We start from the raw sequence: 15,387 nt of genomic DNA on the forward strand, positions 1-15,387 counted from the left end.
TGTCGGTTATATTTGCATTGGTTAATGATTATATGTGTGTTTTATACCCGTCATCTTTCAAGTTGCCTCTTTGTTGGCTGCACTCGCTCACCCCGGTCACATAGTTACCTATGCTCCCGGGGATTCACTCCCTTGCCGTCGCGATGCATCTTGAAATCCATTGGGTATATGCTGCCCCATGATCTGGGTCAATAAATATCTCAAATAGCGCCTGTGATAACGCGATACTAATGAGGAACATCAAATGGACCGTATGCTAGAAGGTAAGGTTGTCATTGTCACTGGCGGCGCAAGTGGCATCGGAGCAGGCATTGCTTTAGCTGCGGCGCGTCATGGCGCAGCAACCGTAATTATTGGCGATATCACTGATCAGCCTCGAGAGGGAGGAACACCAGTGCTTCAGCGTCTCAATTCGCTTGGTACAAAAGCCATATTCCACCGGTGTGATGTCACCTCGCGAAGCGAGATGGATGCATTGGTCGATGTCGCTACACCGTTCGGCGGTGTTGATCTGATGGCTTGCAATGCAGGAATTGCATTAGCTACCGATGGCCCACAGATTAGTGCAGATGATTTTCACAAGCTGCTTACGGTCAACTTGGATGGCGTTCTATTTGGCGCACAAGCTGCTGCTGAACAGATGATAAAACTAGGTAAACGCGGAAGTATTGTGGCAACGTCAAGTATGGGGTCCATTAGAACAGGACAACTTACAACCGCCTATTCCACTAGCAAAGCTGGCGTGAATATGATGGTGGCTGCACTGGCCGATGCCTTCGGGCCGTCAGGTATTCGTGTTAATGCAGTCTGCCCAGGACTGATCAATACAGCACTTCCTCTTTCCTCGCCGGAAGTGGCGAAAATGTTTGATGGGTTACGGGAAAGGATGCCTCTCCGAAGATTGGGAGAGCCGGAAGAGGTAGGAAATGCGGTCGTATGGTTAGGATCGGATCTCGCATCGTTTATAACCGGCGTATCACTGCTAGTCGATGGCGGACAAACGGTAGTACTGTGAGAACACGCATTTTTGAGCAGTTGATATATTCCAAAGGAGGGTAGGGTAAAATGGCTGTTTTTCAATTATACCCGTCATCTTTCAAGTTGCCTCTTTGTTGGCTGCACTCACCCCGGTCACATAGTTATCTATGCTCCCGGGGATTCGCTCCCTTGCCGCCGCGATGCATCTTGAAATCTATAGGGTATATATGCTGGAATTTTTTATATAGAATCAACAGAACCGAACATTTTCGCCAGTTTTACCAATTGAGCAATTTCATCATTGGAGGCGCCATTTCTGAGGATATCCAGTACCATCGTGGATTCAGCCAGATCGATACCAAGATTAAATGTCTTGATTTTACGCAGGAAAAAACCGCACTTTTTTACACCACTGACTGGACCTAGATTAGCCAGTATTTCTGGAACACCTTTTAAATATCCTTTATTGCTAGTTTTTTTATTTACCGAAAACTGAAATACAGGATATAAATTCTCTATTCCCCAATTTAATACAATGAGTTTATGATTTTCACCATACTTATTTACTGTTGGGCGGGTCACTCCTAATATATCAGCAACCTTACTGGACTTATAAACACCACCATATTCCCCAAGATGGGCAAGAAAAGCGTTTCTAGTTTCGATAAATTCTTCGTGTTCCTTCTTTTCCGGTGTGATATTTGCCACTATTTCAATATAGTTAGCTCGTCCTTTGACTTCTGTCCAAAATTCATCATCAGAGAAGGTTAACAACTGGGAAATACTTTCTGAATCTTTGTTTTTAAGCACATTAATAAAATGATCAGCAAGATTGATGATGCGTGCTTTGACCAGTTCAGACTGATCAAATCCGCTTTTCAGTTTTACTGTCCGGTCATTGGGTTGTTTTGCTGATGTTTCCATTAGCACCTCAATGGTATTTTACAATTTTGAAAATTAGCTTATAGGAAATTGTAAGATAGGAAAGCTTTTTCACCAATCTCTTTTTAAACAGTCATATTAGTTGGTGATGCGCTAACTCAGTACAGTTTTCCTTTTACTACTTTGATATTTCTATATTTTTAATCGTTTGTGAAAAAGTTTCAAAGTATAGAGATGAAGAGTTAATATCGGTTTATTTTGCAGTTTTGACGATAGTCATAATCCATATTTATTTTAAAATGAAGTTTTCCAGATAAAAGTGAACCTTATTATAGTATTAAAATCCAACTATACGAAAACATACTCTATGGAAAAGAGCATAATAATTTAATCAATTCCAGACTGAAAACAACTCGCAGGTATATTATAAGAGGATAGCTATGAAAATTTGTAGGATGAATTATAACGATCTGTCTGGTAATGGGCGAAATGCTAAATTTCACTGTTATAGCGTTGAGATATTTGACGTTTTTTCCGGTTAAGATCCATACGTCACCAGGTCTGAAAGAAAAATCGAAGTGGATGTGGATACTGGAGGTTGAAATTTACTAAGATTATCTACCGATAGTTCAATCGCAAAAATGGTGAATATTAGTTGACTTAGGCAAGGTTACAACTGATCCTTAAAATGCCAAGTTATCTAGCAAAATGGAAAAACCTGTTTAAATCTCACTTATCATATTAAACATAACCCAATAAAAAGGATCGTCAAAAGAAATAAGAGGTATATATGCATAGCCAAATTAATTCATTGCCCCAATATATGTTAGCGATCAGCATTATTAAGCCCGGAGGCCCGGAGAAATTGCATCTGGTTCAGGTTCCGCTGCCGCGGCCAGGAAAAGGCTACTTGTTGGTAAAAGTAGCGGCGGCAGGTGTTAATCGGCCTGATATATTTCAGAGAATGGGTTCTTACCCACCACCCCCTGATGCATCACCATTACCGGGTTTGGAGATTGCAGGAGAGGTGGTTGCCAAGGGTGAAGGTTGTGAACGCTGGAACCTTGGTGATAAAGTTTGTGCCCTTGTTGCCGGAGGCGGTTATGCCGAGTATTGTCTGGTACATGACTCCATTGCCTTACCCATCTATAGCTTGGATTTTGTTCAGGCAGCCGCATTGCCAGAAAACTTTTTTACCGTCTGGGCTAATGTTTTTCAGACTGGTAAACTGAAACAAGGAGAAAATTTGCTGATTCATGGTGGTACTTCTGGGATAGGTAGTGTCACGATTATGTTAGCAAAAGCCTTTGGCGCCAAAGTTATTACTACCGTCGGCTCTGATGAGAAAGCTAAAGTTGCACACAGTTTAGGTGCTGACTTTGTTATTAATTACCATAAAGAAGATTTTGTTGATCGAGTATTGAAAATCACAGGTAATCATGGGGTTGATATGGTTGTTGATTTAATCGGTGGTGATTATGTCAATAAAAACTATAAGGTTGCTGCTAAATTCGGGAGAATTATTCAAATTGGTATGATGAAAGGAGACCCTGAAAATCTTAATCTGATGCCCTTAATGCTAAAACGTCTGACTCACACAGGTTCTACATTACGTTCTCGCAGTGTAGAGGAAAAAGCAGAGATAGCCAGGGAATTGGAACAACAGGTCTGGCCATTATTGAAATCAGGAAAAGTCAGTCCACTAATTTGTAAAGTATTTGATCTGAAAGATGCTGCTGATGCGCATCGAATGATGGAAGCCGGTGATGTTATCGGCAAGGTTATGCTGGTAAATGTATCATCTTAATAGTACTTCTGCTTAAATCAGGGCTATTTTAACTTGTAGCCCTGCATTCTATCTACTAACCTTTTCGCGTTAGAATAAACACCTATATTTAATAAGGTTAATGACAAATAAATCTCTATTTTTTGATTGGTTTTTATTCGTTCTTTGTCCTTGCGCACAAAATCAGAATTTATATTCAACGTCATTGTTAATATTTTAACAAATATAGTCTATATCTATTAACAAATGATCATTTATAGATATGTTAATGATTGATCTATTACACCTGATAGATTTTTCTGAATATCTGGAATAATGAGGTATGACCAGCTATTGATAAGTTAGGTGGCATATAATTTTCTGTCTGCCTATCAGAGGATGATAGTAATTTCATTAACAAATAAAGAATTTCAGAATCTCTCTGTTGCTGACAGCCGTTTTTGTTAGTTGGAAAAGGGTATGTGATTATGACCAAACAGTTTACTTCGCACTTAAACATTAATGCGTTGTTTTTAGGCCCTAAATCAGAAAATGCGGTTTTTTTTAGAGAAATGATGGAATATGCCGTAAGTGAGCACATGCACTGGCGTTCTGATTTTCACCCAGAAGATCCCGCCTTGGTAACCTCAGTTGATCGTTACGCACCTGATTATAGAGAAACCCTTTATCGGACAGAAGGTATTCTGAACCAGCTATCTGCCAAACTGAAAAACACCTCTGTTCCCTGGTTTTCTCCTCGTTATATGGGGCATATGAATGCCGATACCTTGATGGTTTCCAATCTCGCTTATGTTATGGCTATGATGTACAACCCGAACAATTGTGCCCACGAGTCATCACCGACAACAACGGAGCTAGAAATTGAAGCAGGACTAGATTTATGTCAGATGTTTGGTTATGACCCTCGCCGAGCCTGGGGACATATCACATCGGGCGGAACTGTCGCCAATTATGAAGGGCTATGGGTTGCACGTAATTTAAAAACCATTCCTCTTGCTATGGCACAGCACCCGCAATCCAGTGATTTGGTTGCAAATAAATCAGAACAACAACTGTTGAATATATCTCCATCAGACATTCTGGATTTAACGGATGAATTAAAAAAGCGGGGCATTTTCGAAGAAGTTCGTGAACTTTCTTGCCGTGGTGTTGGGATAAAACAGGGAATGTTTGGCAAAGTCTTGGTGCCGCAGTCGAAACATTATTCATGGATGAAAGCAATGGATGTTCTAGGGATTGGTCAACAGCATATTGTGCCATTGCCGGTCGATGCAAATTATCGTACCGATGTTGAAAAAATGCGTGAAATTACGTTCAGTCTGATAGAGCAGGGAGAACCTATTCTAGCTATGGTAACCGTAGTTGGAACTACGGAAGTGGGTGCCATTGATCGAGTTGATGAAGTTATTGCGTTGCGTAAAGAGTGTGAAGAGCGTTATGGCGTCTCATTTTATGTGCATATTGATGCTGCTTATGCAGGTTATGCCAGCGCAATGTTCCTTAATGAGCGGGGAGAGTTTATGGAATATGATGAACTTATCCGCCGTTATCGTGAATTGGCAATCATTCCGGAAGATATTATTTGGCCTAAACCTGAAATTTATCAAAGTTTCCGGGCCATGTGTCAGGCTGATTCAATCACCGTAGATCCTCACAAAGTTGGATTTATTCAATATGCAGCCGGTGCGGTATGTATGAAAGATAGGCGTATTGTTGACCTAATTTCCTACCGTGCAGCTTATGTTTTTGAAGATGTTGATACTCAACAGGATCAAACCGTTAACCGGCGTGTCGTGCTCGGTGCTTCTATTATGGAGGGATCTAAAGCCGGAGCTATCGCCGCCGCAATTTGGGCTGCGCATCGATTGGTTCCACTTAATATCAGTGGCTACGGAAAAGTAATTGCTGCCGGTATTGTGACGGCCAATTGGATGGTTAAAAAACTTTTAACCACAGAACCATTGGTTGTTGATAAACGCCGGTTTGAAATTCATGCCATGCCGAATCCTGATTTCCATATGGTCAATTTTACTTTTAAAGAGCAAGGAAATGATGACTTAATGCATCATAATCGTCTTAATAAACGGATGTACGAACTTTGTTCATATGCCTCTGGACGCACTTATACCAATGATTTTTTGACTTCTTCCACCTCCCTTAGTTATGAAGAGTATGGTGATACTCCCTGGCATTATGTTGAACGTTGCGGTTTTGCCCAAGAAGAATGGCAGAAAGTCCACAGTTTATATGTCTTACGTGCTGCTGTGATGACTCACTGTTTACATAATGCTGACGATTTTGACGAGTATTGGGAAAGGCTCCAGAAAATTTTTATTCAAAAACTGACTCAAATTGTTGATGAAGAAGAAAAAAAGAAAGTGGCCTGATTTTCTATTATTAAATATTTGCTGTTGATTCGAAGGGAAAAAACGTGAAGAACCGTACTTTTGGCAGTACTTTTATCATAGCAGGAACAACCATCGGCGCTGGTATGTTGGCCATGCCATTAGCAACCGCCGGTGTAGGATTTGGCGTAAGTTTGATCATGTTGGTTAGCTTGTGGGTTTTGATGAGTTACACCGCGTTATTGCTGGTTGAAACTTACCAATATGAATCCCCTGATACGGGGTTAGGGACACTTGCTCAACGTTATCTTGGCAACGGTGGCAAAATGTTAGCCGGTTTCAGCATGATGTTTCTAATGTATGCATTAACATCAGCCTATATTAGCGGCGCCGGGGAATTACTGACAGTCAGCCTCAACAAATGGCTGAATCTATCTCTTCCTGCCTCAGCAGGTGTTATCCTGTTTACAGTGATTGGCGGAGGAGTTGTTTGTATTGGCACCAGTTCAGTAGATATGGTTAATCGGGTTATTTTCAGTGCAAAAATTATTTTCCTAGTATTGATGTTGGGGATGATGATGCCGCATGTTCAGCATATTAACTTACTGACCATGCCATTAGAACAAGGATTAATACTATCTTCAATTCCTGTGATATTCACATCGTTTGGTTTTCACGGTAGTGTTCCCAGTATTGTGAAATATATGGATGGCGATATCCGTCGACTCCGCTGGGTGTTTATCATCGGCAGCGCAATTCCGCTACTTGCTTATATCCTCTGGCAATTGGCGACACTCGGAAGTATTAATTCCAGCACATTCGTCGATATCTTAGCTGAAAACGCAGGGTTGAATGGCTTATTACACAGCATTCGCGAAGTTGTTGCTTCACCGAAAACTGAGCTTGCAGTACAAATGTTTGCCAACCTGGCGCTCGCAACCTCATTCCTCGGTGTCACACTTGGCCTGTTTGATTTTCTGGGTGATCTGTTTAAACGCAGAAATAGCGTAGCCGGGCGTATGCAAACTGGTTTGTTAACTTTCGTTCCGCCGTTGATTTTCGCGCTATTTTACCCAAAAGGATTTGTGATGGCGTTGGGATATGCCGCGGTCGCGCTATCAATTTTGGCGTTAGTATTGCCTAGCCTACTGGCATATAAATCCCGTCAACAAAATGAACGTCGATATCGGGTACCTGGCGGTAAACCTGTACTCTTGCTGGTATTTACCTGCGGTATTGCAGTAATAGCAATCCAGATTGGCATAGTGAGTGGAATGTTGCCGGAAGTAGGGTAGACACTGGGTTATCGAAGATAAGTTCTTTTTTGACCTAAAGCGTATTCTCTGACAGACTGCTAGCATAATAGACCTAATTAGCGGAGGCAATTATGAATCATACCCGTTACGAAACTGATGTGGTCGCTTGGGCAAATGAGCAGGCAGCGTTATTACGTGCCGGTAAACTCTCTGAGATTGATATAGCCAATATTGCTGAGGAGATCGAAGACGTGGGCAAGAGTGAACAGCGTGAATTGGCTAGCTGCATGGCAGTATTAATTGCTCACTTATTAAAATGGAAATACCAGCCAAGTCATAGAGGAACAAGTTGGGAAAGAACAATTAAAGCGCAAAGAAAAGAGATTCTTTATGGTTTAAAAGAATCACCTAGTTTAAAGACAAAGTTAGATGATTCAAATTGGGTTGATGTTGTCTGGTCTAAAGCCGTTGCCTCAGCAATGAACGAAACCGGGTTAGACGTGTTTCCCGATATATCCATTTGGGGTATGTCCCAGATACTGTCCCCTGAGTTTTATCCGGAAAACAATTAAGGAGTTAGATCATCATGGCGAAAGAATTATTTACTGCCACAGTAAAATCTGTAGCTGGATTGAAAGTTGAATGTACATCAAGAGATTTCTCCTTTTATTTGGATGAACCGCGTAATTTAGGTGGTACTGATCAGGGGATGAATCCAGTTGAAGCTTTACTCTGTTCTCTCGGGGCCTGTAAATGTATCGTAGCAAAGGCTTTTGCTAAACTGCACAAAATCAACTTAATTGATATTCACGTTGATCTGGAAGGTGAGCTTGATACTGATGGTTTCACTGGTAGAAATAAACAAGCGAAATTAGGTTTCTCCAAAATAGTGACAAAATTTCATATTAAAGCTGATAATAGTGAAGAAGAAATTCATGCCTTTGTCGACTTTATTAATAGAACCTGCCCGGTTCATGATACTATCGAAAATGCACCAAGTTTTGTCACTGAAATATATTGCGAATAAGATAAATTCTGAGTTGAAATAATTCTGAAAAGGAAAAATCATTTAAGTTAATTTAAAAATCCCTCTACTTTACAGTAGAGGGATTCGTTATAAAGTTAGGTAAATCAATGTTTATCTATCTCTTTATCCCATTGATAACAGCATAAGAAATAATTACTATTGTTTAATGACGTAAACTGTAGTTATATTACAACTTACATTTTCTATACCAACTTTAATATTTAAACCCTGTGCATAAGCCTGGCTTAATAGCTTGTTAATGTTATCAGCGCTTGATCCTGACCAAATATAACCTGGTTTTCCACAGTTACCGGCTAAGCTTCCACTGAATGTATAAAAATAATGTGCAGGATTGTCCCAATCAGCTTTAATTTCTGCGACTCTGACAATGCCACTATTCGTTTCCGCAGAAAATGCAGGGGCGCTAATCATACCAATGAAAATAAATAACATAGATATCAATTTTTTCATATTCTACTCCTAGTTAATAATAAAGAAAATCTGACGCATTTGAAGTGTAAATTATGCAAATAATCTTTGCACCAACTTCACATTAATATAATAAGTGCCTCACATGATAAATAATGCCAAAATTTTTTTCATTAAAATTAAGTAATTGATAAAAGTAACATGGTAATCTTTATCTATAAAAATAACATCAACATTGTTTGAAATAATAAAAAACCTCTACCTACAATGGTTCATAACCAATTCACCAACTAATTATATTAAAACAACAAAAATCCATTCTCATAACAAACTATTTATATCAATATAATTTTTATGATGAAGATGAAATGATTAATCATCTGTTTAAATAAAATAACAACGATGAATTATTTACTTGATAAATATGTTTTAATATCGCTTTCTCTACTGGACTCTAAGAAGAAAAATTTTTAACAAATCACTTCTATTAAAAAATTTTTAACGTAGAAGTATATATTTCTGGTGTATCCCATTACACTATTAAATAGTTAATATACCCGTCATCTTTCAAGTTGCCTCTTTGTTGGCTGCACTCGCTCACCCCGGTCACATAGTTTATCTATGCTCCCGGGGATTCACTCCCTTGCCGTCGCGAAGCATCTTGAAATCCATTGGGTATATACATATTATTATTCTAGTAAAAGGCTTCATCGATATGAATAAATCATTGTGCAATTCAGAATCAACATTAAAATCTTATTTAGGTATAGGAAATGAGGGAGTATCTGATAACCTTGTAGCGGTACTTAAAAGCAATTGTGACAATTATCAGTCGTCAGTAAAAAAATTCATAGAACTGCTTGAGTATATTCAAAATAATAATATTCACACGAAACCATTTAATGAATTAGTTTCGCTTCATGAACTTGTAACTCCACATGATTGCGCTGTAGTTTCTATGCTATCAATTCATTTTAATTTAGCCATCGGCACTATCGCTAACTTAGGAATGCAAACTCCATATGTGGAAGATCTTTACCAAAAACTTTGTTCAGGTCGTGCCATTGGAGTATATCTGGCGACTGAGCTAGCTCATGGGAATAATCTAATCGCAATCGAAACACAGGCTAATTATCTGCCGGAAAAAGGCGTATTCATGTTGAATTCACCTAGCCCAAATGCATATAAATTTATGCCTAATACCATGCCTTGTGAATTACCTAAAGTGGCTGTAATTTTGGCTCAGTTAAATGTATCAGGAAAGAAATATGGTATTTTCCCATTTATTCTTCCTCTATCTGCAAATGGAAAATTAACTCCTGGCGTTAAAATTACTCCACTTGGAGATAAGCCAGGGCTTTATTTAGATAACGCAATAACTTCATTTGATAATGTCGAAATTCCTTTTGAAGGGATCCTTGCGGGCAATATGATAACACTGACCAGGGAGGGTAAAGTATCATTGCATACTAAAGAATTAAGAGAAAGATTTTCGTTAATTACAAATAGAATACATTCAGGCAAGTTATGCATGGCAATGATCTCAGTTACAGGGGCCAAATCAGCTCTTCATATAACTAGCACATATGGAAATAAACGAAAAACATTCGGTTACTCAGGTACTATGCCAATAATTAATTATTCTCATTTCAAAGAAGGTATTGCTTGGGATACCCTGAGCACAATCACTCATGCGTTATACTTAAGAGAATTAATAAGAAAAGTTTCAGCTATATTATCAGAATCAGTTAAAAACTTTAAGTTTTCAGATGAACTACTTATTGAAATCATTACTACCAAGTCTCTGTGCACATGGCGTACACAAGAAATATTAATTAATTGTCGTGAGCGTTGCGGCGCACAGGGATTATTTACTGTTAACAAGATATCCCATTATTTGATATCTAATTTTGGTACGATTACTTCGGAAGGTGATAACCTTGTATTATCACTAAAAGCCGGAGGGATGATCATTCTCAATAAGATGAAAGAAATAGAAAAAACATCTTTCCAACATAATCTATTTCCCATTTTAAATGATTATATGAACTTTTTATATAAAAAACTAAATGGATTAACAGTGAGTAACAATAAAAAAATAAATTTAGATATGCTTAATAAGCATAGTAGGGATTTTCTAGAACTAAGCCAAACATATGCCGTTTTATCCGTGGTAACGACCATTATTGATACATACCACAACAATAATGATGATGATTTTTATATGATCATCGAAGGTTATCTTCTCGACTGGATTCATCGTAGCATGAGCAATCTCCTGAGAAGTGAAGTGATCAATTTACAAGAATCTAAAAAAATAGACGAGAGACGCATTGAATATATACGTCAGCATGCAGACAGAATAAATGATTATATTTCCAGTTTTGGCGTGGATAAGGCTGGAATCGAAACGCCAATATCCAGTGATGATTATATTTCCTGGTATGCAAATAATCACCATCAATTAAAAAACAATTAACTATAAAACAGGTTTAAATGCGAGACACTGTTGTGAATATATAGAAAAAATTCGGTGGCCAGCTAAAAGGTCACCGTTAATGAAAGGGCGATTACCTATAACTCTATGGATTTCAAAAGTTGCCGATAATAAGAAAAGGCTTACGGATACCCGCTTTTTCAGCTTTCCTGCACTGATAATCGAAGTCGTGATATGCATGTTGCATCCGCTGAACTGTAGAATAACCATGAATGTTGAAAGAGGTGCTGCATAGCCAGTTTCATTTTCAACTTTCTGTAGCATTTCGACATCAACGTCTGATTTGACCACAAGCGGCCTGCCAGTGGTTCTACCATCATGCATTTTATGCATCACTCCCTCATATTTTTCTTCAAGTATATTATCGTTATAACTTAGCGCAATAATCATGCCATGAAGTGAGCCTGTTACTCTGTTTACTTCTTTAATGTTAAAGAGAACCGGCAAATTCTCTGATCTTAATACAGGGGCTATTGGCATATGGTCATCCCGGCCATTAAGAATGGTTAATTTCTTGCTTCAACTCACCAGTCGGTAAACACAGCGTGGAGTTTGACATTGAAATGAACGCCACCACCAACAATCAGGTTTTCAACTTTTTCACTAGCAATGAGTTTTACCAAGTAAGTTTCTAAAAACTTGTTAGCAATATAGGAAGAAATAACACGGATCTCATATTGACTTAATCCATTTAAGTACCGCAGCAACCACAACGGCATTCTCACATGCTTCACGGCCATTTCCTGCATATATTTAACAGAAAAGCCATGTAAAAAATGCTGATGCTCACTTTTTTCCAAAAGAATTTCTGACGGAAACTTCTTTATCCCCAATAGGGTAACAGGATTACGAGAACTGCTCCATTCAAGCTGGATTTTATCACGTTCGTGGTAATACACCTTCTTTTTAGAAAAATTTTCATCATTAACGCCGGGTAGGAAAGATTTGATATCACTTCTAATAGCTGACATCAAACCACATTTCTTATTTGACAGAAAACCATCGGATAATTTTATTATAATTAGGTTGAGTTTATTAAGTTTATTATCGTCTAACAGGCGTGTTATTTCCGTTTCGTAACCAAGTGACTTATACCCTATAGATTTCAAGATGCATCGCGACGGCAAGGGAGCGAGTCCCCGGGAGCATAGAGAACTATGTGACCGGGGTGAGTGAGCGCAGCCAACAAAGAGGCAACTTGAAAGATGACGGATATATATTCGTCTTTCAACGGCGAAAACCTGTATCGGCGTGGGCAAATAATATTCCGCATGAAAGATCTGCTGCGGAAATTCTTTTCACCCGCTGTAGGGTCTTTATGCAATCTGCCAATGCTTTGTTTTTATCAATTACCACGGTATAGAGAGATGTCGATTCATAATCATCTCCCGTACCATCAGTAATCAATATATGATATTTTTTAGGTAGATTGTTTTCTTTATGATGTTCCCAGGCTTCAATGATGCCATTTATCGCATGGGTAGCATGATGGTTTATTTTCAATTCATACAGATTGACTCTTTTTATGAATTTCTCAAATATTTCTCTATCGTTGCCACATAAAGCCTTTATAGTATGGTTATAATCAATCTCGCCAAGAAAATTAATGACATTCAATTCATCAACGTCATATTTCATCAATTTCAATATTGTGTGGATGGGAACATATTCTCCATCTTTTGAGCGACTCTCTTTTTCATCTTCAATGGCAAACATATCATCGGCATTATTCCATATGACCTCTGAAGCATTATGCCCTAAAAAGAGACATGCGTTCTTATAATGCTCTCTTTTTTTCATCATCGTGCTCATTGTTGGTTTCCATTATATCGAAAGTTCATTAAATGTACTCTTTTATGATATTAAGAACCTTATTGATGTCCTCAACCGTGCGTCCATAGTTAATAAAAAAACGTAAACGAGCTTTATTCTCAGGCACGGCTGGATGCAAGATAGGTTGCACATTGATTAAATTCTCCCTTAGCTTTTGATAAATATAGATACATTTATTTTCGTCGCCTATCATAAGAGGGATAACTGGGGTATCTTTACTGAATCCTGTATCTAAGCCAAGTGCATTCGCTTTATTAACGAAATATTTTGATAATTCTTGTACTTCATGAACTCTGTATTTTTCCTTTTGTATCACTTTAATGGCGGTAAGCGCCGATGCGGTAACAGCCGGTGGCATGCCTGTGGTATAAACAAAACCCGGCGTCATATACCGTAGATAAGTTATAAAGGATCGCTTGCCGGCGATATAACCACCACAGCTTGCAAAACTTTTACTAATTCCACCCATACAAATATCTATTTCAGATGGCATGACATCGCAATGTTCACAAACACCCCGTCCACTTTCTCCCACAACTCCAATGGAAAGACATTCATCTACCATCAACAATGCTTTATGTTTTTTCTTTATTTCAACAAATTTCTTCAAATTAGGAATATCACCATCCATGCTATAAGCACCTTCTATAAAGAGCATGACTTTCCTGTAATATTTCCTTTTCTTATTAAGAAGTTCATCAGCCATTTGCCAATTATTATGCGCAAACGGTAACATGTCTGCCTGAGACAAATTTCCGCCCTGGAGAAGGCTGTCATGGCTATATTCATCGTACAAAATGAGATCGCCACGCTGCATTAAATGACCAATAACGGTCATGTTAACTGTCTTTTAAGAAGTGGGCGGAATAATGAAACTCGAATCAGCACTAAAACATTTCAGTCCAAAAGGACTGGCAATCAATAATTCGTCTAAATGCACGTCAACAGACCGGATCACGGGTACTGATATCATGGCAGCGTTATGGAGCGCTATAGCAGCGTTTCTGACGAATACAAAGATGAGAGTAGAGATTGTGATCGCGAAGCGTTTTTGAAAGCAGTAAATACCCCTCACCCTAATGGCAAGTGGGGGGGATTTATTGAACAGGAGAAAAAACGCCAGGAACTTATGCTCAGAGTTGCAAAAGAGTGTGAATCTTCTCAGTGATTTGTTTTTCTCTTTTGATTAATTGTTCGTTATCCGCAGGAATTATTTCAGAGGCTATTTGACATTCTGAAAAGAGAATATCTTTCAGGGCATCTTTTTGTACGGGTGAAAGTAGTTGTAACATTGCAATCACGATCCGCTCTGTAGCTGTGATGCTGATTTCCAGCTCGCGGACAGCTTCATTAATTGTTCTGCTCATTAGTTCCTCTTTCTATTAGCTATGGTTACTTGTCGAGATTTAATCATAGCCGATAGGGGAATTCCCATAACGGAACGAATTCAATTGATTATGGGGGCTGCGCATGGCGTGGTCTTTTTTGCATTAGTCACAGTAAAATTTCTCTAAAGGTGATAAACATGAGTGTTCTATTTGGATATAGCGAGATAAAAACCATGATCACCTATGAGGACTTACAAAAAACCGCAGAGGAAGCCAATGAAAAAAGATTCACCCACGTAGAGATATTGAGGGGGTGTATTAGTCATTTTATTGAACAATATGAACAATCTCTTGCAATAGTCGATCGGACTTTCAGGGATCACAAAGGCCAGCAAGAGAAAATTGTGACACTGGGTATTAACGAGAATGGCATATTCAAAGAAAAGCATTTGCATGAACTCAAGCTATCTGATGACTTTAGTTTGTCGTTTGTTATCAAAACTGTTATCACAACGAAAGACCCTCAATCTACATGGATTGCATCCCCAATAACGATAAGCAGGCAATCTGGGGTTGTCACGTTTGTTTTTACTGGTAGCTCTGAAACAGTATCATGTCGTATTCCGCAGGGGAATTTATTAACTGTCTACAGCGAGGCGGCTGAAACTTTGAAGCTAATGACCATGGATCTTATTAAGCAAACCGCTCCAGAATAACCGCCCTCTTTTTTATAATCTATTGAAATCTTGCCGATATCGGAATTCCGATAACGGCATCCTATTAACTCATTCACGGAGCGAACATAGCTCACCCCCACGGACGCCCATTTTATGGGGGTGGATATGAAACTCATGGACAAGCAGCCTGATATATGGATGCAGCTATGATTATGGCTGCTGTCAGTCAAAGAACAGGGTATAGGTGCAATACTATCGGGGACAATGGCTTTTCTCAGGGGTCGCTATAACGGCGGGGGATGGCTGCGTGTCTCAATTGATGCCTTTATGTGTGCCATGTTCGCGTGGT

The 15,387-nt window shown here is 38.9% G+C and carries 17 protein-coding genes and 1 pseudogene; 11 read left to right on the plus strand and 7 right to left on the minus strand.

What is annotated here, in order from left to right; genetic code table 11:
- Positions 1 to 244: 244 nt before the first annotated feature.
- Entirely contained in the window at positions 245 to 1,015 is a 771-nt protein-coding gene (locus AACQ83_RS14715; RefSeq protein WP_112878216.1) for a glucose 1-dehydrogenase, read from the plus strand.
- Between the two features lie 203 nt (positions 1,016 to 1,218).
- Here AACQ83_RS14715 and AACQ83_RS14720 read toward each other — a convergent pair whose 3' ends face one another.
- Entirely contained in the window at positions 1,219 to 1,902 is a 684-nt protein-coding gene (locus tag AACQ83_RS14720; RefSeq protein WP_240000811.1) for a hypothetical protein, read from the minus strand.
- 748 nt (positions 1,903 to 2,650) lie between these two features.
- Between AACQ83_RS14720 and AACQ83_RS14725 the strand changes: the two genes are divergently transcribed.
- From AACQ83_RS14725 to AACQ83_RS14745, 5 genes are all read left to right on the plus strand, one after another.
- The gene (locus tag AACQ83_RS14725; RefSeq protein WP_112878217.1) at positions 2,651 to 3,667 is read left to right on the plus strand and encodes an NAD(P)H-quinone oxidoreductase; all 1,017 of its coding nucleotides are present in this window, start codon (positions 2,651 to 2,653) and stop codon (positions 3,665 to 3,667) included.
- 446 nt (positions 3,668 to 4,113) lie between these two features.
- The gene (locus AACQ83_RS14730; RefSeq protein WP_112878218.1) at positions 4,114 to 6,033 is read left to right on the plus strand and encodes a pyridoxal phosphate-dependent decarboxylase family protein; all 1,920 of its coding nucleotides are present in this window, start codon (positions 4,114 to 4,116) and stop codon (positions 6,031 to 6,033) included.
- 44 nt (positions 6,034 to 6,077) lie between these two features.
- Positions 6,078 to 7,286: a tyrosine transporter TyrP gene (tyrP, locus tag AACQ83_RS14735; protein WP_112878219.1), complete on the plus strand. Its 1,209-nt coding sequence runs from the start codon at positions 6,078 to 6,080 to the stop codon at positions 7,284 to 7,286.
- Between the two features lie 92 nt (positions 7,287 to 7,378).
- Entirely contained in the window at positions 7,379 to 7,819 is a 441-nt protein-coding gene (locus AACQ83_RS14740) for a DUF29 domain-containing protein (protein WP_112878220.1), read from the plus strand.
- 14 nt (positions 7,820 to 7,833) lie between these two features.
- Positions 7,834 to 8,274, plus strand: coding sequence for an OsmC family protein (locus AACQ83_RS14745; RefSeq protein ID WP_105399738.1), 441 nt, complete (start codon positions 7,834 to 7,836; stop codon positions 8,272 to 8,274).
- A gap of 156 nt (positions 8,275 to 8,430) precedes the next feature.
- On the opposite strand, the gene AACQ83_RS14750 is transcribed toward AACQ83_RS14745, so the two are convergent.
- Positions 8,431 to 8,745: a hypothetical protein gene (locus tag AACQ83_RS14750; protein ID WP_112878221.1), complete on the minus strand. Its 315-nt coding sequence runs from the start codon at positions 8,743 to 8,745 to the stop codon at positions 8,431 to 8,433.
- A 673-nt stretch (positions 8,746 to 9,418) separates the two neighbouring features.
- Between AACQ83_RS14750 and AACQ83_RS14755 the strand changes: the two genes are divergently transcribed.
- Positions 9,419 to 11,182, plus strand: a complete 1,764-nt coding sequence (locus tag AACQ83_RS14755) for an acyl-CoA dehydrogenase family protein (protein ID WP_112878222.1) — start codon at positions 9,419 to 9,421, stop codon at positions 11,180 to 11,182.
- On the opposite strand, the gene AACQ83_RS14760 is transcribed toward AACQ83_RS14755, so the two are convergent.
- The 4 genes from AACQ83_RS14760 to AACQ83_RS14775 all read right to left on the minus strand — a co-directional run bounded on the left by AACQ83_RS14760 (position 11,183) and on the right by AACQ83_RS14775 (position 13,871).
- Positions 11,183 to 11,680: a hypothetical protein gene (locus AACQ83_RS14760; RefSeq protein ID WP_112878223.1), complete on the minus strand. Its 498-nt coding sequence runs from the start codon at positions 11,678 to 11,680 to the stop codon at positions 11,183 to 11,185. It abuts the gene before it with no gap.
- Positions 11,681 to 11,724: 44 nt separating this feature from the next.
- Complete coding sequence (locus AACQ83_RS14765) at positions 11,725 to 12,309, minus strand: hypothetical protein (RefSeq protein WP_112878224.1); 585 nt, start codon at positions 12,307 to 12,309, stop codon at positions 11,725 to 11,727.
- Between the two features lie 118 nt (positions 12,310 to 12,427).
- Positions 12,428 to 13,012 carry a hypothetical protein gene (locus tag AACQ83_RS14770; RefSeq protein WP_112878225.1) on the minus strand — a complete coding sequence of 195 codons (585 nt, stop codon included), beginning with the start codon at positions 13,010 to 13,012 and terminating at the stop codon, positions 12,428 to 12,430.
- Positions 13,013 to 13,040: 28 nt separating this feature from the next.
- Positions 13,041 to 13,871 carry an aminotransferase class I/II-fold pyridoxal phosphate-dependent enzyme gene (locus AACQ83_RS14775; RefSeq protein ID WP_112878226.1) on the minus strand — a complete coding sequence of 277 codons (831 nt, stop codon included), beginning with the start codon at positions 13,869 to 13,871 and terminating at the stop codon, positions 13,041 to 13,043.
- Between the two features lie 31 nt (positions 13,872 to 13,902).
- Between AACQ83_RS14775 and AACQ83_RS14780 the strand changes: the two are divergent.
- Both AACQ83_RS14780 and AACQ83_RS14785 read left to right on the plus strand, forming a co-directional pair.
- Positions 13,903 to 14,016 (plus strand): annotated as a pseudogene (locus tag AACQ83_RS14780) (antitermination protein); the annotation flags it as partial.
- Complete coding sequence (locus tag AACQ83_RS14785; protein ID WP_158537784.1) at positions 14,016 to 14,201, plus strand: hypothetical protein; 186 nt, start codon at positions 14,016 to 14,018, stop codon at positions 14,199 to 14,201. The pseudogene AACQ83_RS14780 and the gene AACQ83_RS14785, both read left to right, overlap by 1 nt.
- Here the strand turns inward: AACQ83_RS14785 and AACQ83_RS14790 are convergent.
- Positions 14,167 to 14,400: a hypothetical protein gene (locus tag AACQ83_RS14790; RefSeq protein ID WP_036847822.1), complete on the minus strand. Its 234-nt coding sequence runs from the start codon at positions 14,398 to 14,400 to the stop codon at positions 14,167 to 14,169. The genes AACQ83_RS14785 and AACQ83_RS14790 overlap by 35 nt on opposite strands.
- A 158-nt stretch (positions 14,401 to 14,558) precedes the next feature.
- Between AACQ83_RS14790 and AACQ83_RS14795 the strand changes: the two genes are divergently transcribed.
- Together AACQ83_RS14795 and AACQ83_RS14800 are read left to right on the plus strand one after the other, a co-directional pair.
- Entirely contained in the window at positions 14,559 to 15,077 is a 519-nt protein-coding gene (locus AACQ83_RS14795) for a hypothetical protein (protein WP_112878227.1), read from the plus strand.
- A 177-nt stretch (positions 15,078 to 15,254) separates the two neighbouring features.
- Positions 15,255 to 15,387: phage holin family protein (locus AACQ83_RS14800; RefSeq protein ID WP_192881254.1), on the plus strand; the 133-nt coding region annotated here is incomplete at its 3' end.

This window comes from Photorhabdus sp. S10-54, assembly GCF_963878145.1.
Taxonomy (GTDB): domain Bacteria; phylum Pseudomonadota; class Gammaproteobacteria; order Enterobacterales; family Enterobacteriaceae; genus Photorhabdus; species Photorhabdus kayaii.